This window comes from Pseudomonas sp. LBUM1653, from assembly GCF_059716115.1.
Genome location: NZ_CP166803.1, coordinates 5,270,523 through 5,288,985 on the forward strand (window position 1 = coordinate 5,270,523; position 18,463 = coordinate 5,288,985).

Here is an 18,463-nt window from a genome sequence, read left to right on the forward strand (position 1 = left end):
CCATCACAACACATTCAGGGGCATGGTTTACCGGTTATCCGTCCAGAGTGGCAAAACATCCGCTTATTTGTGCTAATGCAAGCGGTAAACCGTTGCCTGCATCGGGAGGTTCTGCGCACGAAATTCCCGGCATCCAGCCCACCGCTAGCCCTCCCCCACACCAATGTATTAAAGACAGCTGTTTTCCCGGAGCCTACATTCGCTCACAGGCAAGGACGCATTTCAACCAGACACTCACGTCGAAGACACTGAGTAAAATGCGCTATTTAGCCATCCTCCTCATAGTCATCATCTTCGCCACCCTTGCTGTAGCGTTGTATGGCTGGTATCGCCACCTGCGAGATGATGACGATCACCTTGTTTAGCCTGCGTTCCTTTGGTAGGCGCTGCACAAACCCCATCGATTCCAGGTGGCGCACTCAGCTAGACGATACCCAGATGCACCCAGCGCGACCGTAATATGAAGTCAGGTCTCAGGATTGGATGCATGCTCCCCTTGAGCTCTCACCCCGAACAACCGATCGGCTATCTGCCGACCTCGCTCCAGCCCTTCCTCCGTCAACCAGATCGATTTGTTTTTGTTCACGGGATTGCTGATGAAACCCTGTTCATGCAATCGGTTCATGGTCTCGAAGTCGAACCCTTTCCAGTACCATTTATATACCTCTACCATGCGAGAGAGCAGATCACCTACCAGGTGTGCCTGGGCGACCGCTTGCGGCCATCAGGCAAAACCCCCAGCCAAATGCCAACCAATGCCCTGTGCCATGTCGTTACATAGCGAAGCCCCACCCCCCGCAAAACACTCATAGCAAGCCAAAACAGAAGCCTGAGAGCAAGCAATAATTTCAATAAATACTTCTCAATGGACAAAATTAAACCCCCATGCCACGATTCGTGCACTGACTTATTTTTCGTAATATCGCCAACTTTGGGCTAAACCTATGAAATTCTCAAAATTAACCATTACTGACTGGCGCCAATTTTCAGACATCGAAGTTAAATTCCACCCCCGCATGACAATCATTACGGGCGCAAATGGAACCGGAAAAACAACGATACTTAAACTTCTTGCACAACACTTCGGATGGAATCACCCATTACTATCAACACCTATTAAAATCGCTGGAAAATCATCATTTGTATATACTACCGGAGTATTTCGACAGCTACTTTCCGACCACAGTAAACCTAACGACCGGATATTCAAGATAGGCGATCTAACATACAGCAACAACACCTCCGCAAAATTATCCGTACCGGAAAACGAAGCCGCAGTTTTTACAATCCACATTGACAACATGCAGGCGATCTACGGACTAAGCATCAACTCACACAGATCAATACAGAACTATCAGCAAATCAATTCAATTCCTACAAGCCCTATAACTGCCGAGCTCGCCTATCAAACCTACAACAACGAACTAATGCAAAAGTTCCTCCACGGATACAGCCAGCACTCGGCAGTATACCGAATGAAGGAAACAATAATCTCGATGGCCATGTTCGGTGCCGGCAACGAATTTGTACAAAAAAACGATGAACTCGCTGCACTTTTCACCAACTTCAAAAAAGTGTTATCCGAAGTTCTTCCACCCTCGATTGGTTTTCTAGACATTAACGTCCGCATACCCGACGTAGTACTAGTCACCAAAACCGGCGATTTCATGATAGATGCCGCTTCAGGCGGCCTGATGTCACTACTTGATCTCGCATGGCAAATATTCCTATATTCCGTCGGAAAAGAGGAGTTTACAGTTCTTCTTGACGAGCCCGAAAACCATCTTCACCCCTCAATGCAAAGAACTTTGCTAGCTCGACTGACAAATGCCTTCCCGCAGGCCCAATTCATTGTAGCCACGCACAGCCCATTCATGGTCTCCTCAGTTAGGGACAGTGCCGTATATGCACTGCAATACATGAGCGAAAATATGAAAATTGAAACTACTGAGTTCAGCAGATCAGGAGTTTTATCACTAGAACTAAATTTAGACACGCGTGCAGCAACTGCGAACGAGATTCTTCGTGACGTCCTAGGAGTGCCAGTATCTCTTCCCCAATGGGCAGAAAACGATTTGCGCACCATCACTGCCAGCTTTACCGCACAAAGTATTACACCCGAGGGAATCACCCGCTTGCGGCAGGAACTGGAAAACGCAGGTCTCGGTGAGTATTATCCTGAGGCGTTGAAAATGGCCGTGGAACGTAAACCATGATAAAGCTCACAAAGCTGGCAGAACCAAAGGTTTTACTAGACAATGCCGAAAATTGGACATCCACCCTTCTGGACAAACTGAAAGCCGGAATTGATCCCACTGCAGCAGAAAAGTCGCGTTATCGTCACAAAGATATTAAAGCGAAACTTGAAGAGGAAACTGGTGGAAAATGCGCCTACTGCGAAAGCAAACTAAAGCATATTCACCACGGGGATGTTGAACATATTTATCCAAAATCTCTTGATGCCAGCAAGCAATTTGAGTGGGCAAATTTGACTTTAGCTTGCGAAATATGTAATCAGAACAAGTCTAACCGAGACCCCTACCTAGAGCACATCATAGACCCCTATCTGAAGCAACCTAGCGAACATATATGCTTTGTAGGCCCCATGGCTTTCCCCCTAGGCACACCGGAAGGGATAAATAGCATTGCACTGCTAGACTTGAACCGCCCCCCTCTAGTTCTCATGAGAACTGAAAGCATGGAAAAGGTCATGAAAATCTTTGACACGCTTCTGCGCCCCGACCTTCCCTTACCCTCTAAGAAAGCAATCTACGAAGACCTTCTAAAAAACACAGCCTCAGACGACTCTCAATATTCGGCGGTAGCTAAAAGCATCGTAGCCACAATGAAGCTTCGGCTTCCAGCAGAGATTATTAACCCGGCATAATTTCATAGCCGGATTGTTCCCAGGCGCACATGGAACGATCCGCTTGTTGACGTAGGTATAACTCTATGCCGAGCAAGCCCATCACCAGTGATTATATTTGACTGCAACCGAACCGACTGGACGTTTGCCAAAAAATCTTAGGCAGTCCTTTACTGTGCTCCCATACAGTATGAAAAAAAGATCACCCGTTAGCCGGTTTCAAGTCAAGGCTAATGTCAACACGCCATTAGAAAAGTGACTACTCAGGTGGATCGAGTCGATCCATCGCCCGGTTCACCTTAAGCTCACCTAACATGATGACCTGCGCAATATCTAACAGGGAATTGCGCCTGGGTCCCTCCATATGATCCGCTAAATCTATGGTAATAACATTGGCCGACGCCAGCGATACACAGGCATGCGCCAGCAGGGTTTCGGTATCGAGCTCTCGTTGACGGTGAATAGGAAAAAAGTACGGAAAAAGGGTATTGGTTTATTTTCGACAAAGGGACGATTTTATTATTCATATTAGATCGCCCACTTTTCGCTAAATAATAAATCCTCGCCTTTTTCCTATCCCACCCCCCCTTCTACTTGCACTTTTTCGCATCACGTCAAAGATAGAACCGACAATATTAATCGCCCGCTAGCAAAAGGAGAAAAGGAGTAAAAATCAATCAACAGGAAGAGCGACCCCAACATGAGCGAGACCAAAGAGAAGACTCACCTTTTTTAGACTACATGACTTACAAGATCCTACTCACCGCACATAGAAATTTCTGCACGCAACTTGTTTGCTGTCACGAACCCTGCCAACTGAACAAATACCACGATGAGAACACTCAACAGACAAGCGCCGCGAACAGACAAGGCACCCCACACCCAATACCTCGAAAACTCTAATTCTTTCATAAATACCATTTCACCAACGGCACCAACGACAAACGCAACTATCAACAAGACAACAACCAGAAAGACATTAACAATAACCTCATGCTTCAAATCCGTCAAAGCGCCAATAACTAAAACGTAAGCTTGTGGTCTTTGCAGCCTCAACTTTTTTGGAACATCCTTCATAACTCCTTCGACGTAATTAAAAAAAGCAAGCGAAAGAGCTCCAAACAACGCACCCAAAACGAATAGCACCGGATTAATATTGCTAAATATTGGACTCACCTCCCCAGCCGATCCCCACAACGACAAGAAGGATAAACCGAACGATGTCAAAAATACAAATAGAAGGCGAAACATTCTAACGCCTCAATGACTTACCTATTTTTGAATAAACGTCTGCAACCATTCGGGCATCGTTATCAAATCGACCCGGAGCAGGCTTCCCAGTTTCAAGTTCTAATTGACCTTCGTGCATCACCACATCGTCAGAAGGAACATCCAAGTCAAGTGTGACTATAGCAGATATACTTTTGTGTGTTTTTTTCCCACCATGCTCACCTTCTGTAGTTACGCTCCACTTACCCTCACCTTCTTCAATATAATCAACATAATCTTCAATAGGCGCAGTCGGAACTTTTAAATCGCCATATTCATTACTTAGTGTAATCTTCACTTCTTCTTGACCAAAAAGCTCTTTCATGGCCTTAAGAGCATCGCGAGCCCTGACATTTGTCTCTAAAATATTCGGAGATATAAGCTCCAGCTCGATTTTGTACACCTTCTTATGTGATCTTACAACATTCCAAAACTCACCTTTTATGGTTTTTGGCTCGATAAAAATCGAATAGTTAAACTCATCCAACACAGCGTCTCTTAATCCAGCATGAATAGCGTTTGCAATTTGCTCTTCAGTACCAAAACGCCAGTCATGCTGCACGAACACATATTGATCAATAATATCCACTATCGTGATAACAGGAACCCAATCATCGGCATCATGAGGAACGATATCACCAGGAATTTTATCGCCCACCTTTGTTATTTTGTGTTTAGCCGTTTTCCCTACCAAAAATCTGCCCTTCGGAAATTCATCAGCTACAGGTTCAACATAGGAGAACCCTACAAAACTATAACGAACTTTATTTTTTATAAATTCACGACCATCATCCTGAAGGGCCGACACGACAACCGCCCCCTTGGGTGTGGGTAAAGGCTTGGGAACAAGGGCGCCTTGCTTATTTTCGATCAGTGAGTATCGCAACACCAAAAACGGTTTGATTCCTTTCACAACAAAATCCTTCAGCGTCAATTAGGGGTTCAGCATTGCTCGGCAACGTAACCTTTTTAGAGAGTGATCTCAATATGCAATCACGCACAATAGTCGTATGCCGCTTCGCTCTGGCAGTTAAGCCAGCTTGCCTGACTACTCCCCTTTTCATAAGCGTCCCTTTCTTCGGAAGGTGGGTGTACCGCCTCAATGAGTTCCAGTCTCTGTGCCCCGCAGCACTCGTCACTTTTGGGATATCCCACTCCATCTCGAACAGCCGCTTACTCCGTCATGTCGAAGATCATGAAAATACAGATCCTCAATCTCAAGGAACAGGCATGCTCGGGTAAAGGATGCGGACACTGACTTGGCGTTGTAGGGAAAGATCCCCCTTTCCTTTTTGGGTATGGACTGAAGGATCACCCAAGCTTCGTCAGGCAGACAGCACCGCACGTCATTGCCGATCTTCTGCCCGGTTTTTTTTCATGTCACACACCAGGACGGCCCGTCGAGATCCGTCCAGATCCTCCCAACGAATCCTGGGTGATTTCCTCTGACCAACCCCTGCCCCCCCCCCCAATCCTGATAAACTCCCCCACCTCCCAGCCTCACCGATTCCAGATCCCCAATGTCCGTATCCAACGCCACACCCGCCCCACTCTCCCGCCGTTTCTCCGTCGCCCCGATGATGGACTGGACCGACCGTCACTGCCGTTTCTTCCTGCGCCTGCTCTCCAAGCATGCCCTGCTCTACACCGAAATGGTCACCACCGGGGCCCTGCTCAACGGTGATCACGAGCGGTTTCTGCGGCACAACGAGGCCGAGCATCCGCTGGCGTTGCAGTTGGGTGGCAGTGTGCCGCTGGACTTGGCGGCGTGTGCGCGGATGGCGCAGGAGCATGGGTACGATGAGGTGAATCTGAATGTTGGCTGCCCCAGTGACAGGGTGCAGAACAATATGATCGGGGCGTGCCTGATGGGGCATCCGCAGTTGGTGGCCGATTGTGTGAAGGCGATGCGTGATGCGGTGTCGATTCCGGTGACGGTGAAGCATCGGATCGGGATCAATGGGCGTGACAGTTATGAAGAGCTGTGCGATTTCGTCGGTACGGTGCGTGACGCCGGTTGCACCAGTTTTACCGTGCATGCGCGGATCGCGATTCTGGAGGGGTTGTCGCCGAAGGAGAATCGCGATATTCCGCCGCTGCGTTATGACGTAGCCGCGCGGTTGAAGGCGGATTTTCCGGAGCTGGAGATTATTCTCAACGGCGGGATCAAGAGCCTGGAAGCCTGTCATGAGCATTTGCAGACGTTCGACGGGGTGATGCTCGGGCGTGAGGCTTATCACAACCCTTACGTAATGGCCGAGGTGGATCAGCAGTTGTTTGGCAGCACTGCGCCGGTGATCACGCGCGCCGAGGCGTTGGCGCAGTTGCGGCCTTATATCGCTGCGCACCTGGACGCCGGGGGGGCGATGCACCATATCACTCGCCATGTGCTGGGGCTGGGCACCGGGTTTCCGGGGGCGCGCAAGTTTCGTCAGTTGCTGTCTGTGGATATCCACAAGGCGAAGGAGCCTTTGGCGTTGCTGGATCAGGCGGCCGGGTTGCTCGAGGGGCGCTGAGCGCCCCGCTGTTTCAGCGTTTGGGCAAATCGATGGTCACTTTCAAGCCGCCCCATTCGCTTTCGCGCAGCAGCAACACCCCGCCCCAGGTGTCGACGATGTCGCGCACGATGCCCAGGCCCAGGCCATGTCCGTCGGTCTGTTCATCCAGCCGGGTGCCGCGGCTGAATACCTGATCACGCTGGTCCTGGGGAATTCCCGGGCCGTCGTCTTCCACGCTTAGCTCGTAGGCTTGCGCAGTTTCGACCACGCTCAGGCGCACTTCGGCGTCCGCCCATTTGCAGGCGTTGTCCAACAGGTTGCCGAGCAGTTCCAGCAGGTCCTCGCGGTCCCAGGGCAGCTGCAGGCCGGTGGGCGCGACATAGCTGAGGTGCAGGTGTTCGCCGTGGATCATGTTCAGGGTGGCGAGCAACCCCGGCAATTCGGCATCGCAATCGAACAACGCCCCCGGCAAGGCGTCGCCGGCCAGACGGGCCCGGTTGAGTTCGCGATTGAGTCGTAGGCGGACCTGTTCCAGTTGATCCTTGAGCACCTGACGTAGATGCGGGTGCGCGTCGAGTTGTTCGCTGGAGGCCAGGCTCAACAACACAGCCAACGGGGTTTTCAGGGCATGGCCGAGGTTGCCCAGGGCATTGCGTGAACGCTTGAGGCTGTCTTCGGTGTGGGCCAGCAAGTGGTTGATCTGGGTCACCAGCGGTTCCAGTTCGATCGGCACCTGGTCGTCGAGTTGCGAGCGCTGGCCCTGTTGCAGTTGCGCGATCTGCTCACGGGCTTTTTCCAGCGGACGCAAGGCGCGCCGCACTGTGATCCGTTGCAGCAGCAGGATCAGCAGCAGGCCCGCCAGTCCCAACCCGAGGCCGATCTGCTGCATGCGCTGAAAGCTTTCGCGCACCGGGGTGTAGTCCTGCGCCACGCTGATGGAAATCGACTGGCCCAAGCGCCGATAGTCCGAACGCAGCACCAGCAACTGCTGGCCTTCCGGGCCCAGTTGCAGGTTGCTCTCAAGGCCCGGGCGGTCGAGGTGTGGCAGTTCCTGATCCCAGAGCGAGCGGGAACGCCAATGACTGTCGGCGAAATCGATGCGGAAATAGTGCCCGGAAAACGGTCGCTGATAAGCTGGTGATAACAGCCGCTCGTCCAGTTGCAAGCCCTGGGGGCCGCGCACCAGCGCTATCAACAGGTTTTCGCTGTCGTTGCGCAACCCGGCTTCGAGGTAGCGCTGCAAACCCACTTCGAACAGCCACAGGCTGGTTTGCGCCAACACCAGGCCGACGATCACCATCACACTGATCAGGCCCAGGCTCAAACGGCGCTGGATCGACCTCACCGGGCTTGCCCACCCAACAGGTAACCCTGACCGCGACGGGTTTCGATCACGCTGCGCCCGAGTTTGCGCCGCAGGTGATTGACGTGGACTTCCAGCACATTCGAATCGCGCTCGGTTTCACCGTCGTAGAGGTGTTCGGCCAGGTGGCTTTTGGAAAGGATCTGTTCCGGGTGCAGCATGAAGTAACGCAACAGGCGAAACTCGGCGGCGGTGAGCTGGATGTCGGCGCCATCGCGGGTCACGCACTGGCGCCCCTCATCCAGTTGCAGCCCGGCCGCCTTTAGGGTCGGTTGGTTGACCTGGCCATGGGAGCGGCGCAACAGCGCCTGGATGCGCAGGTGCAGTTCTTCAGGGTGGAAAGGCTTGGTCAGGTAATCGTCGGCGCCGGCCTTTAGGCCTTCGATGCGCTCGGCCCAGGAGCCGCGGGCAGTGAGGATCAGCACCGGCGTCGCCAGGCCACCAGCACGCCACTGGGTCAACACCTCAAGTCCTGGCAACCCCGGCAGGCCGAGGTCGAGGATGATCAGGTCATAGGGTTCGGTGCTGCCCTGGTACACCGCGTCGCGACCGTCGGCCAGCCAGTCCACGGCATACCCTTGGCGATTGAGGCCGGCCACCAGTTCGTCGGCCAGCGGCACGTGGTCTTCCACCAGGAGCAAACGCATCGGTCAATCTTCCTTGTCTTTGAGTAAATGGCCTGTGGTGGCATCGATGTCCAGTTCGCGGACCACGCCTTCGGTGGTCAGCAATTCGACTTCATAAATGTAGACGTCGTGCTTCTCTTCGAGCTCGGCTTCCAGCAGTTTGGCCCCCGGATAACGATCCAGCGCTTTTTGCAGAAGCTGCTCGAGCGGCAGGATCACACCCTGTTGGCGCAGGCGTAGGGCTTCGTCCTGGTCGAGGTCGCGGGCCACGACCACCGAGCAAAAAACCAGCAGCGCCAGCGCCAGGCGGCCGCTGACGCGTCGATGGGAAAAGGATTGCAGCGTCATTACGTGTCCTGATGATCCTTGAGAATCTGCCCGCTGACTGCGTCCATTTCCAGGTCCCACTCGACGCCCTGCGGGTCGCGCAGTTCAACCTGGTAGATGTACTTGCCGTACTCTTCTTCCAGTTCGGTTTCGGTGACGGTGGAACCGGGGTGCTTGGCCAGCGCGGTGGCATTGAGCTTCTCGAAAGACACAATGGTACCAGCGTCGCGCAGTCTCAGGGCTTCGTCGGGGCCGAGGTCGCGCGCATGGGCGAGGCTGGCGGTCAGGCCGATGAGGGATGCGACGGACAGGGCAGTGAAGGATTTCATGGGGTGTCTCCGTATCTTTTATGTGTTGCCTACGGAGGTCACCTTAGCGAAACGAACTTAATTGAAACTGAATTGCCATCATGCACAACTATTGCGCCAGCACCTCATCCGCCCTGCCGCCCTCGCGCTGGATCACCAGGTGGATGAAGTGCAGTTTGGCGATCACCGCTGGCGGCAGCACGAAGGGGTAGAAATCCGGCTGGCCCATGCTGCGCGACAGTTCATTGAGCATGCCGGCCAGTTCGATCCACGCATTGACGAATGACAGGAACGCGGTGCCGCCGGGGTGCTGTGGATCGTAAAGGGTGCTGGGAGCAAAGGGCTGATAGTCCAGGTCCATTTCCCGTGCGCTCATGCCAAAACCGAGCGCGGTGTCGACGGCGTCCATCATGTGCAGGTAGTGAGCCCAGGTTTCGGCCCAGTCTTCCCAGGGGTGCATGGTGGCGTAGGCGCTGACGTACTGCTGCTGCCAGTCGAGCGGCGCACCTTGCTGATAATGCCGATCCAGGGCCTCGGCGTAGCTGGCGCGTTCATCGCCGAACAGCCCGCGAAAGGGCTCCAGCCAGTCGCTGTTGGCGATCAAGCGGTCCCAATAGTAATGCCCGACTTCGTGACGAAAATGCCCGAGCAAGGTGCGATAGGGTTCGTGCATTTGCACCCGCACCTGTTCGCGGTGGGCGTCGTCGGCTTCCTTGATGTCGAGGGTGATCAGGCCGTTGGCGTGGCCGGTGGTCGGTGCCTTGCCTTCGAGATCGACGCCGATGAAATCGAAGGCCAGGCCGGTTTCTTCGTCCAGGGTCTTGGGGATGACCGGCAACCCGAGGCTGAGCAACTGCGCGATCAGTCGGCGCTTGGCGGTTTCCATCTTGCGCCAGCGCTCGTGGTTTTCGGCGATGGATAAATCGGGGATGGTGCGGTTCAGGCTGCAGGCGATGCACAAGGCATCGTGGTCGTTGGCGGGCAGCAACCAGTTGCATGCGGCCGGGGAATCGAGGTTGGCGCAGCGACGGAACACGCCGGCAGATGGATCGACATCGAGCAGCCAGGTGTCGGGCTGCTCGCCCGGTTGCAGCGAGGACAAGCGACTCTGCTGCGGTTGATAACCCAAGGCCGCCGAACAGGCCAGGCACTGGCTGTTGCGGAAGAACAGCGACTGCCCGCAACGACAGGACCAGATCTTGCTGTTGCGCGAGCTTTCGCCGATGAAGGGGGCAGCGATGCGCGAAGTGAGCTGTTCGAAGAAGCGGTACATGAGCGATCTCTCCCTGAGGCTTGCCAAGACTAGATCATCCTCCGGAGAAGATCGTTCCCACGCTCTGCGTGGGAATGTCTCAAGGGACGCTCCGCGTTCCAGCTCTCGAATGGGACGCGGAGCGTCCCGGGCTGCATTCCCACGCAGAGCGTGGGAACGATCAACTAAACCGCAATACCGTGCGTATTCAGGAACTCGACGAACGCTTCTTCATCCAGCACCTTCAACCCCAGCTCATTGGCCTTGGTCAATTTCGACCCCGCTCCCGGCCCCGCGACCACGCAGTGGGTCTTGGCCGATACGGAGCCGGCTACTTTGGCGCCGAGGCTTTCGAGTTTGTCCTTGGCTATGTCGCGGCTCATCAGTTCCAGCGAACCGGTGAGCACCCAGGTCTGGCCGGCCAGCGGCAGGCCTTCGACGACTTTCTTCTCGCTGTGCCAGTGCATGCCGAAATCGGCCAGTTGCTTCTCGGCTGCCTCGGCCAGTTGGCGATTGGCCTCGACGGCAAAAAACTCGCGAACCGAGTTGGCCTGCTTCTCCGGCAGCGCCTGGCGCATGTCCAGCCAGTCGGCGCTGATCACCGCTTGCAGTGAGCCGAACTTGTCGGCCAGTTTCTGCGCCCCGCCCGGCCCTACCGAAGGGATGTGCAGCTTGTCGAGAAAACCGCCCAAGGTGGTGCTGGCGGTAAACTCGGCGCCCAGCCCGCCCTGATCCTGTATCTGCAAGCCGTGGTTGAGCAGCTCGGTAATCACCTGCTGGTTGTGCGCGTCTTCGAAGAAGCTGTGGATTTCGTGGGCCACTTCCAGGCCGACGTCCGGCAGGTAGGTCAGTACTTGCGGCAAGGCCTGTTGGACCCGCTCCAGCGAACCCAGGGAGCGCGCCAGTACCTTGGCCGTCTCTTCGCCGACATCGGGAATTCCCAGGGCGTAGATGAAGCGTGCCAGGCCCGGCTTCTTGCTGTCGGCGATGGCACTGAGCAGCTTGTTGCTCGACAGCTCGGCAAAGCCTTCCAGGTCGACAATGTCCTCGAACTTCAGGGCGTACAGGTCGGCCGGCGAACTCACCAGCCCTTCATCTACCAGCTGTTCTACGCTCTTGTCGCCCAGGCCTTCGATGTCCATGGCGCGGCGGGAGACGAAGTGAATGATCGCCTGTTTGAGTTGTGCGCCGCAGGCCAGGCGACCGACACAGCGATACACCGCGCCTTCGCTGACGGTCTCGCGACCCTTGCTGCGCTTGACCAGTTGCGTGCGTTCGACGTGGGAGCCGCACACCGGGCACTGCTCCGGGATCTGCACCGGCCGGGCGTTTTCCGGGCGACGCTCGGTGACCACCTGCACCACTTGCGGAATCACGTCGCCAGCGCGGCGAATGATCACCGTGTCGCCGATCATCAGGCCCAGGCGCGCTACTTCGTCCATGTTGTGCAGCGTCGCGTTGGCCACGGTGACCCCGGCGACCTTGACCGGCTTCAGACGCGCCACCGGCGTCACCGCGCCGGTGCGACCGACCTGGAATTCCACGTCGAGCAGCTCGGTGAGTTCTTCCATGGCCGGGAATTTATGGGCGATGGCCCAGCGCGGTTCGCGGGCGCGGAAGCCCAGTTCACGCTGCGACGCGATGCTGTTGACCTTGAACACCACACCGTCGATTTCATAGGGCAACGCATTGCGGCGTTCGCCGATGTCACGGTAGTAATCCAGGCACTCATCGATGCCGTTCGCTAGCTTCAGTTCATGGCTGATCGGCATGCCCCAGGCCTTGAGCTGCTGCAGATTGCCAATGTGCGTATCGGCGATGTCCGCAGACACCTGGCCGATGCCATAGCAGCAGAACTCCAGCGGACGGTTGGCGGTAATCTTCGAATCCAGCTGGCGCAAGCTGCCTGCCGCGGCGTTGCGCGGGTTGGCGAAGGTCTTGCCGCCGACTTCCAGTTGCGTGGCGTTGAGCCGTTCGAAGCCGGCCTTGGACATGAACACTTCGCCGCGCACTTCCAGGGTCGCCGGCCAGCCGGTGCCGTGCAGCTTGAGCGGGATGTTGCGCACCGTGCGCACGTTGACGCTGATGTCTTCACCGGTGGTGCCGTCGCCACGTGTGGCACCGCGCACCAGCATGCCGTCCTGATAGAGCAGGCTGACCGCCAGGCCATCGAGCTTGGGTTCGCAGCTGTATTCCACCGCCACGCCAGCGCCGAACAGATCACCGGCCGGCAGGTCCAGGCCTTCGGTCACCCGACGGTCGAACTCGCGCATGTCGGTTTCCTCGAAGGCGTTGCCCAGGCTGAGCATCGGCACTTCGTGGCGCACCTGAGTGAACGCCGACAGCGCCGCGCTACCGACCCGCTGGGTTGGCGAATCGCTGGTGACCAGTTCGGGATGGGCCGCTTCGAGGGCCTTGAGCTCGTTGAACAACCGGTCGTACTCGGCGTCCGGGATGCTCGGCTCGTCCAGCACGTGGTAGCGATAGTTGTGCAGATCCAGCTCGGCACGTAGCTCTAGAATGCGGTCTTGGGCGGCAGTCATGGGTGGTCTCTCATAAAGCAAAAGAGCAGCCGAGGCTGCTCTATCTCATTTCATCAAGATCAAGAGATCGCAGCCTCGTTGCACTCGACAGCTCCTACAGAGTGAAACGATGCTGCGATCTTTTGACTTTAGCGCTTCTGGGTCAGTGCGCGACGTTCGAATTCGACGATGCGTTGACGATAGTGCTCGATTGTCTGGGCGGTCAGTACGCTGCGCTGGTCGTCCTTCAGTTCGCCGTTCAGCTCTTGCGACAATTTGCGCGCCGCCGCCACCATCACGTCGAAAGCCTGCTTGGGATGACGCGGGCCAGGCAAGCCGAGGAAGAAGCTCACCGCCGGGGTGCTGAAGTGGTCGATGTCGTCCAGGTCGAAAACGCCAGGCTTGACCGCGTTGGCCATGGAGAACAGCACTTCGCCATTGCCCGCCATGCTTTCATGACGGTGGAAGATGTCCATTTCGCCAAAACGCAGGCCGCTTTCGAGAATGTTCTGCAGCAGCGCCGGACCTTTGAAGCCGGCAGGGTCGCGGCAAATCACGCTGATGACCAGCACTTCTTCGGCTTGCGGCTGTTCCTTTTCGCTGGCCGATGGCGCTGCCTTGGTGTCATCCGGGAAATCGTCGTCACGGCTGCTGAAGCTCGGGCCGTCCAGATCCAGGCTGAGGTTCATGTCGCCTTGGGAAGGCTCGCCATGCCCACGCTTGCCGCGCTTGGAACCCGATTCGCGGGCCGGCATGCTCACCGACGGCAGGTCGTGCTCGTCCAGTTGCGGTTCCTTGTGCGTATCCAGGACGCGAGACGGGCCCAACAGCTCGGGGCTGGTGTCCTCTTCCGGCAGGTTGGACAGGCTCCGGTCAAGACGGAATTTCAGTTTTCCCTTGCCGCCGCGCATACGGCGCCAGCCATCAAAAAGAATACCGGCAATGACAATAATGCCGATGACGATCAGCCACTCGCGCAGACCGATTTCCATGTAATCCCGTGCCTCTATAAAAAATGCTGAAAAATAAGGGGCTTACAATCTGTAAACCGCTTTAAAACGTGGCGCCAACTCTATGTTCTGACAGGCGTTTTACCCACGTATACGAAAAATTGACATTAAACTAGCACGACCAAAGGCAACTTTACACCGTCTGGCACCTTGGTCCCGCGAATATGTCGATTGGCCAGCAAGTCGGCATGGCTAATTGTGCCCCACAATTAAAAAATCCCCCCTGAAAGCCACGCCTCAGGCGTCCACCATCGCCATGGCCTCCTCGACATCCACCGCCACCAGACGCGAGCAACCCGGCTCGTGCATCGTCACCCCCATCAGTTGATCGGCCATTTCCATGGCGATCTTGTTGTGGGTGATATAGATGAACTGCACCGTCTGCGACATCTCCTTGACCAGTCGCGCATAGCGTCCAACGTTAGCGTCATCCAATGGCGCGTCCACTTCATCGAGCATGCAGAACGGCGCCGGGTTCAACTTGAAGATCGCAAAAACCAGGGCCAATGCCGTCAGGGCCTTTTCGCCACCGGAGAGCAAATGGATGGTGCTGTTCTTCTTTCCGGGCGGCTGCGCCATGATCGTCACCCCTGTATCGAGTAAATCTTCGCCCGTCAGTTCCAAATACGCGCGGCCGCCACCGAAAACTTTTGGGAAAAGTGCCTGTAAACCGCCATTGATCTGATCAAAGGTATCTTTGAAACGGTTACGGGTTTCCTTGTCGATCTTGCGAATCACGTTCTCGAGCGTATCGAGCGCCTCGACCAGATCGTCGTTCTGGGCGTCCAGATAACGTTTACGCTCCGATTGTTGCTGGTATTCATCGATGGCCGCGAGGTTGATCGCGCCCAGGCGCTGGATTCGCGCGGCAATTCGCTCGAGTTCTTCCTCGGCGGCTTTCTCGCTGGCCTCGGCGGTCAGCGTGGCCAGCACACCGTGCAGGTCGTAACCGTCTTCGAGCAACTGGTCCTGCAACGCCTTGCGCCGCACGGTCAGGGCTTGCCATTCCATGCGCTGGGTTTCGAGCTGACTGCGAATCAGCTGCGACTGTTGTTCGGCCTGGTTGCGGCGCTTCTCGGCCTCACGCAGTTCGCGGTCGGCGTCTTCCAGGGCGATCTGCGCGGTCTTGAGTTCTTCGTCGACGGTCATGCGCTTGTCGAGCAGTTCTTCGAGTTTCAGGCGCAACTCTTCCAGCGGCGCCTCGCCCTCTTCCAGGTTGAGGCTTAGTTGCCCGCTTTTTTCCGTCAGGCGCTCAGCCTGCATTTCCAAGCGCTCCAGGGCCTGGCGCGTCGAATCATGCTGGGCCCGCAGCGAACCCAGGCGCACCGCCAGTTGATGGGCGTGATCCTTGTGCTGGCGGGCTTCCTGACGCACCCGGTCAAGCCGTTCGCGCAAGCTGTCGCGCTGGGCCAGCAGCAGCTCGCGCTGCTCGGTGTCCAGCGCCATGCTGTCGAGCGCTTCCTGCAATTGCAGGCGTGCTTCGCCGATGTGTTCATGTTCCAGGGCACGCTGTTCGGCCAACTCCTGGAGTTCTTCATCGAGGCGCGTGCGCCGCAGGTTCAACTGCTCGGCCTTGGCTTTGCCGGCCGACAATTGAGCTTTCAACTCACCTTGCTGCCGGGCTTCGTCTTGCAGCAGACGGCGCAAATGTTCGCGGCCGTTTTCCTGCTGGCGCTGTTGCGCCCGCAGGTTTTGCAATTCGGTTTCCAGGGTTTCGACGGCCGCTTCACGTTCTTCGCGTTCAAGGCCCAGTTGCTGGATTTCCTGACCACGGGCGAGCATCCCGCTTTCCGCTTCGCTGGCGCGGCGCACGCGTAAAAAGTGCCGACCAACCCAATAGCCGTCGCGGCTGATCAGGCTCTGGCCCGCTGCCAACTGTCCGCGCAACGCCAGCGCTTGTTCGAGGCTTTCGACGGGTTTGACCTGCCCCAGCCATGGCGACAGATCGATCTGCGCCTCGACTTTGTCGAGCAGACTGCCGGGCACGCGCGCGCCGTCGGTAGCGGGGCTGAGCAAGCGCAAATCGCCTTGGGTAAACCCGGATAAATCGAAATCGCTGAAATCATCCACCAGCACCGCTTGCAGATCGGCGCCCAATACGGTTTCTACCGCCAGTTCCCAACCGGCTTCGACTTTCAGGCCTTCGGCCAGACGCGGGCGGTCCGCAAGGTGCTGCTCGCGCAGCCATTGAGCGGTGCCGGTGCCCGGGTCGAGCGCGGCTTGCTGCAACGCTTCAAGCGAAGCCAAGCGACCATTGAGCCGCTGCAGATCGCCCTGGGCCTGTTGTTGCGCCGACAGTGCGTGCTGCAATTGCTGGCGCAGTTGCTCGAGCTTTTCGACCTGAGCTTCTTCACTGGTCTGCAAATCCTCGAGGGTCGCCTCGGATTCAGCGAGCTGCTCGTTGAGCGCCATGATCGCCGCATCTTCCGGGTCCGCCGACAACAGCGCGCGCTCTTCACCCAGGCGTCTGTGCCGATCGGCCAGGCGCTCCAGGCTGGTTTCCAGCTGCTGGATCCGTGATTGCTGAACTTCCGACTGACGCCGTGGTTCGGCAGCGCTGAGGTTGAACGTGTCCCACTGCTCCTGCCAGCCGTGCATGGTGGTTTCGGACTCTTCCAGCGCGGCGGCGGCCTCTTCGGCGGCGGCGCTGGTGACTTCCTGCTCCGGCGTGAGCATGTCCAGTTCTTCGCCGAGGGTCAGCAGCAGCGTGCGGTCGTGGCCCAGGTGCGACTCGGTTTCCAGGCGCGCACGCTCGGCTTCCTTCAGATCATCCTGCAACTGGCGCAACCGCTGTTGCCCGTGCTGGATGCTCTGTTCGACTCGGGCGATGTCGCCGCCGACCGAATAGAAGCGCCCCTGCACCAGATTGAAGCGCTCGGACAGGTCGTGATGACCATCGCGCAAGCGTTCGATGCTGGCGTCGGCGTTGCGCTGTTCGGCCACCAGGGCTTCGAAACTGATTTCCTGGGTGCCGATGATCGCTTCGCGCTGGCCGACCTGTTCGTTCAGGTCCTGCCAGCGCAGGGCCGACAGTTGTGCCTTGAGCTGACGCTCCTCGCCCTTGTATTCCTGATACTTCTTAGCCGCTTCGGCCTGGCGGTGCAAGCGTTCGAGCTGACGTTCGAGCTCTTCGCGCAGGTCGGTCAGACGCTCGAGGTTTTCGTGGGTGCGGCGGATGCGGTTTTCGGTTTCGCGCCGACGCTCCTTGTACTTGGAGATCCCCGCCGCTTCTTCAATGAAGTTGCGCAAGTCTTCAGGCTTGGACTCGATCAGCTTGGAGATCATCCCCTGTTCGATGATCGAGTAGCTGCGCGGGCCGAGGCCGGTGCCGAGAAAGATATCGGTGATATCGCGGCGACGGCATTTAGTGCCATTGAGGTAATAAGTGGTCTGGCTGTCGCGGGTCACTTTGCGGCGAATGGAAATTTCCGCATAAGCGGCGTACTCACCGAGCAGTGTGCCGTCGGAGTTATCGAACACCAGCTCGATGCTCGCCTGGCTCACCGGTTTGCGGCTGGTCGAACCGTTGAAGATGACGTCGGTCATCGACTCGCCGCGCAGGTTCTTGGCCGAGCTCTCGCCCATCACCCAGCGCACGGCGTCGATGATGTTCGACTTGCCGCAACCATTGGGCCCGACCACCGCCGCCATGTTGCTGGGGAAGTTCACCGTGGTCGGGTCGACGAAGGATTTGAACCCCGCCAGCTTGATGCACTTTAGCCGCACGCTTATGCGTCCGTCAGGGCAGAGATCACCAGATCGCAGCTGCGCTGGCCGTAAGCGGTCAGCACTTCGCGGATCTGTGGAAAGTCACGGGCAATCACGGCGGCGAGCAGGCGCTCGAACAACGCCAGGTATTCGCTCATCGAGGCCTTGCGCTGGTCCAGGGCGAGGAAATACGCACGGCTCATGGCCGGCTGCAAGTTCTCCACCGTTTCCTGCAAGTACGGGTTATCGGCGAACGGATACGTGGCGCGCATCACATTGAAGCTGTCGTCGACGAAGGTATGGATGTCCTGACGCTCGTAGCTGGCCGTGAGGCGCTGCTGAATCTGCAGGAACGGCGCCAGGTCGGCCTGGACTTTCCAGCCGCTGGCCACGGCGTTGGCGAGCAGGATGTACATCTCGCCCATCAGCGTGCACAGGCTCTTGACCTTGTGCGCGGTGAGTTCGGTGACGTGGGCACCACGTCGCGGCAGGATGGCGATCAGGTGCCGGCGCTCGAGAATCAGTAAGGCCTCGCGGACCGAGCCGCGGCTGACGTCGAGAGCCTGCGTGACCTTCTGTTCCTGGATGCGCTCCCCGGGCTTCATTTCGCCGCGAATGATACGTTCGGCGAGGTGATGCGCGATTTGCTCGGCGAGGCTGTCCGGCGCCTTGAACGTCATGGTTGTCCTTCAAACTCTTCGATTTGCACAAGCG

15 protein-coding genes and 2 pseudogenes are annotated in these 18,463 nt (G+C 57.0%); 3 read left to right on the forward strand and 14 right to left on the reverse strand.

What is annotated here, in order from left to right; genetic code table 11:
- Nucleotides 1-466 precede the first annotated feature (466 nt).
- Entirely contained in the window at nt 467-673 is a 207-nt protein-coding gene (locus tag ACA054_RS23650; protein WP_497686419.1) for a DUF6429 family protein, read from the reverse strand.
- Between the two features lie 271 nt (nt 674-944).
- On the opposite strand from ACA054_RS23650, the gene ACA054_RS23655 reads away from it, so the two are divergent.
- The gene (locus tag ACA054_RS23655; protein ID WP_497686420.1) at nt 945-2,216 is read left to right on the forward strand and encodes an AAA family ATPase; all 1,272 of its coding nucleotides are present in this window, start codon (nt 945-947) and stop codon (nt 2,214-2,216) included.
- Complete coding sequence (locus ACA054_RS23660; protein WP_497686421.1) at nt 2,213-2,887, forward strand: HNH endonuclease; 675 nt, start codon at nt 2,213-2,215, stop codon at nt 2,885-2,887. Before ACA054_RS23655 ends, ACA054_RS23660 begins: the two co-directional genes overlap by 4 nt.
- A gap of 238 nt (nt 2,888-3,125) precedes the next feature.
- On the opposite strand, the pseudogene ACA054_RS23665 reads toward ACA054_RS23660, so the two are convergent.
- The 4 genes and pseudogenes from ACA054_RS23665 to ACA054_RS23680 form a co-directional block, all read right to left on the reverse strand.
- Nucleotides 3,126-3,314 (reverse strand): annotated as a pseudogene (locus ACA054_RS23665) (DUF6124 family protein); the annotation flags it as partial.
- Nucleotides 3,315-3,622: 308 nt separating this feature from the next.
- Nucleotides 3,623-4,117 (reverse strand): hypothetical protein, encoded by a 495-nt coding sequence (locus tag ACA054_RS23670; RefSeq protein ID WP_497686422.1) that lies wholly within the window; start codon nt 4,115-4,117, stop codon nt 3,623-3,625.
- A gap of 1 nt (nt 4,118) precedes the next feature.
- Entirely contained in the window at nt 4,119-5,048 is a 930-nt protein-coding gene (locus ACA054_RS23675; RefSeq protein ID WP_497686423.1) for a hypothetical protein, read from the reverse strand.
- A 157-nt stretch (nt 5,049-5,205) separates the two neighbouring features.
- Nucleotides 5,206-5,583 (reverse strand): annotated as a pseudogene (locus ACA054_RS23680) (tyrosine-type recombinase/integrase); the annotation flags it as partial.
- 72 nt (nt 5,584-5,655) lie between these two features.
- Between ACA054_RS23680 and dusA the strand changes: the two are divergent.
- Complete coding sequence (gene dusA, locus ACA054_RS23685) at nt 5,656-6,651, forward strand: tRNA dihydrouridine(20/20a) synthase DusA (protein WP_180202523.1); 996 nt, start codon at nt 5,656-5,658, stop codon at nt 6,649-6,651.
- 13 nt (nt 6,652-6,664) lie between these two features.
- Here dusA and ACA054_RS23690 read toward each other — a convergent pair whose 3' ends face one another.
- The 9 genes from ACA054_RS23690 to ACA054_RS23730 form a co-directional block, all read right to left on the reverse strand.
- The gene (locus tag ACA054_RS23690; protein WP_497686424.1) at nt 6,665-7,978 is read right to left on the reverse strand and encodes a sensor histidine kinase; all 1,314 of its coding nucleotides are present in this window, start codon (nt 7,976-7,978) and stop codon (nt 6,665-6,667) included.
- A complete protein-coding gene (locus tag ACA054_RS23695; RefSeq protein WP_497686425.1) occupies nt 7,975-8,643 on the reverse strand; it encodes a response regulator transcription factor in 669 nt (222 codons plus the stop codon). Before ACA054_RS23695 ends, ACA054_RS23690 begins: the two co-directional genes overlap by 4 nt.
- 3 nt (nt 8,644-8,646) lie before the next feature.
- Nucleotides 8,647-8,970, reverse strand: a complete 324-nt coding sequence (locus ACA054_RS23700) for a PepSY domain-containing protein (RefSeq protein WP_497686426.1) — start codon at nt 8,968-8,970, stop codon at nt 8,647-8,649.
- A complete protein-coding gene (locus ACA054_RS23705; protein WP_497686427.1) occupies nt 8,970-9,278 on the reverse strand; it encodes a PepSY domain-containing protein in 309 nt (102 codons plus the stop codon). Before ACA054_RS23705 ends, ACA054_RS23700 begins: the two co-directional genes overlap by 1 nt.
- Nucleotides 9,279-9,366: 88 nt before the next feature.
- On the reverse strand, nt 9,367-10,530 hold the full coding sequence (locus tag ACA054_RS23710) for a zinc-binding metallopeptidase family protein (protein ID WP_497686428.1): 1,164 nt from the start codon (nt 10,528-10,530) through the stop codon (nt 9,367-9,369).
- Between the two features lie 164 nt (nt 10,531-10,694).
- Nucleotides 10,695-13,052, reverse strand: coding sequence for an NAD-dependent DNA ligase LigA (ligA, locus tag ACA054_RS23715; protein ID WP_497686429.1), 2,358 nt, complete (start codon nt 13,050-13,052; stop codon nt 10,695-10,697).
- A gap of 128 nt (nt 13,053-13,180) precedes the next feature.
- The gene (gene zipA, locus ACA054_RS23720) at nt 13,181-14,023 is read right to left on the reverse strand and encodes a cell division protein ZipA (protein WP_497686430.1); all 843 of its coding nucleotides are present in this window, start codon (nt 14,021-14,023) and stop codon (nt 13,181-13,183) included.
- Between the two features lie 255 nt (nt 14,024-14,278).
- Nucleotides 14,279-17,767 (reverse strand): chromosome segregation protein SMC, encoded by a 3,489-nt coding sequence (gene smc, locus ACA054_RS23725; protein WP_497686431.1) that lies wholly within the window; start codon nt 17,765-17,767, stop codon nt 14,279-14,281.
- 2 nt (nt 17,768-17,769) lie between these two features.
- Nucleotides 17,770-18,429 carry a GntR family transcriptional regulator gene (locus ACA054_RS23730; protein ID WP_497686432.1) on the reverse strand — a complete coding sequence of 220 codons (660 nt, stop codon included), beginning with the start codon at nt 18,427-18,429 and terminating at the stop codon, nt 17,770-17,772.
- Nucleotides 18,430-18,463 lie beyond the last annotated feature (34 nt).

What these genes read in the sequence shown, in the direction of transcription:
- ACA054_RS23670 (WP_497686422.1), bottom strand. Translation starts at nt 4,117, where the DNA reads ATGTTTCGCCTTCTATTTGTATTTTTGACATCGTTCGGTTTATCCTTC.
- ACA054_RS23705 (WP_497686427.1), bottom strand. Translation starts at nt 9,278, where the DNA reads ATGAAATCCTTCACTGCCCTGTCCGTCGCATCCCTCATCGGCCTGACC.
- zipA (WP_497686430.1), bottom strand. Translation starts at nt 14,023, where the DNA reads ATGGAAATCGGTCTGCGCGAGTGGCTGATCGTCATCGGCATTATTGTC.
- ACA054_RS23660 (WP_497686421.1), top strand. Translation starts at nt 2,213, where the DNA reads ATGATAAAGCTCACAAAGCTGGCAGAACCAAAGGTTTTACTAGACAAT.
- ACA054_RS23650 (WP_497686419.1), bottom strand. Translation starts at nt 673, where the DNA reads ATGGTAGAGGTATATAAATGGTACTGGAAAGGGTTCGACTTCGAGACC.
- ACA054_RS23710 (WP_497686428.1), bottom strand. Translation starts at nt 10,530, where the DNA reads ATGTACCGCTTCTTCGAACAGCTCACTTCGCGCATCGCTGCCCCCTTC.
- ACA054_RS23730 (WP_497686432.1), bottom strand. Translation starts at nt 18,429, where the DNA reads ATGACGTTCAAGGCGCCGGACAGCCTCGCCGAGCAAATCGCGCATCAC.
- ligA (WP_497686429.1), bottom strand. Translation starts at nt 13,052, where the DNA reads ATGACTGCCGCCCAAGACCGCATTCTAGAGCTACGTGCCGAGCTGGAT.
- ACA054_RS23655 (WP_497686420.1), top strand. Translation starts at nt 945, where the DNA reads ATGAAATTCTCAAAATTAACCATTACTGACTGGCGCCAATTTTCAGAC.
- ACA054_RS23700 (WP_497686426.1), bottom strand. Translation starts at nt 8,970, where the DNA reads ATGACGCTGCAATCCTTTTCCCATCGACGCGTCAGCGGCCGCCTGGCG.
- ACA054_RS23695 (WP_497686425.1), bottom strand. Translation starts at nt 8,643, where the DNA reads ATGCGTTTGCTCCTGGTGGAAGACCACGTGCCGCTGGCCGACGAACTG.
- dusA (WP_180202523.1), top strand. Translation starts at nt 5,656, where the DNA reads ATGTCCGTATCCAACGCCACACCCGCCCCACTCTCCCGCCGTTTCTCC.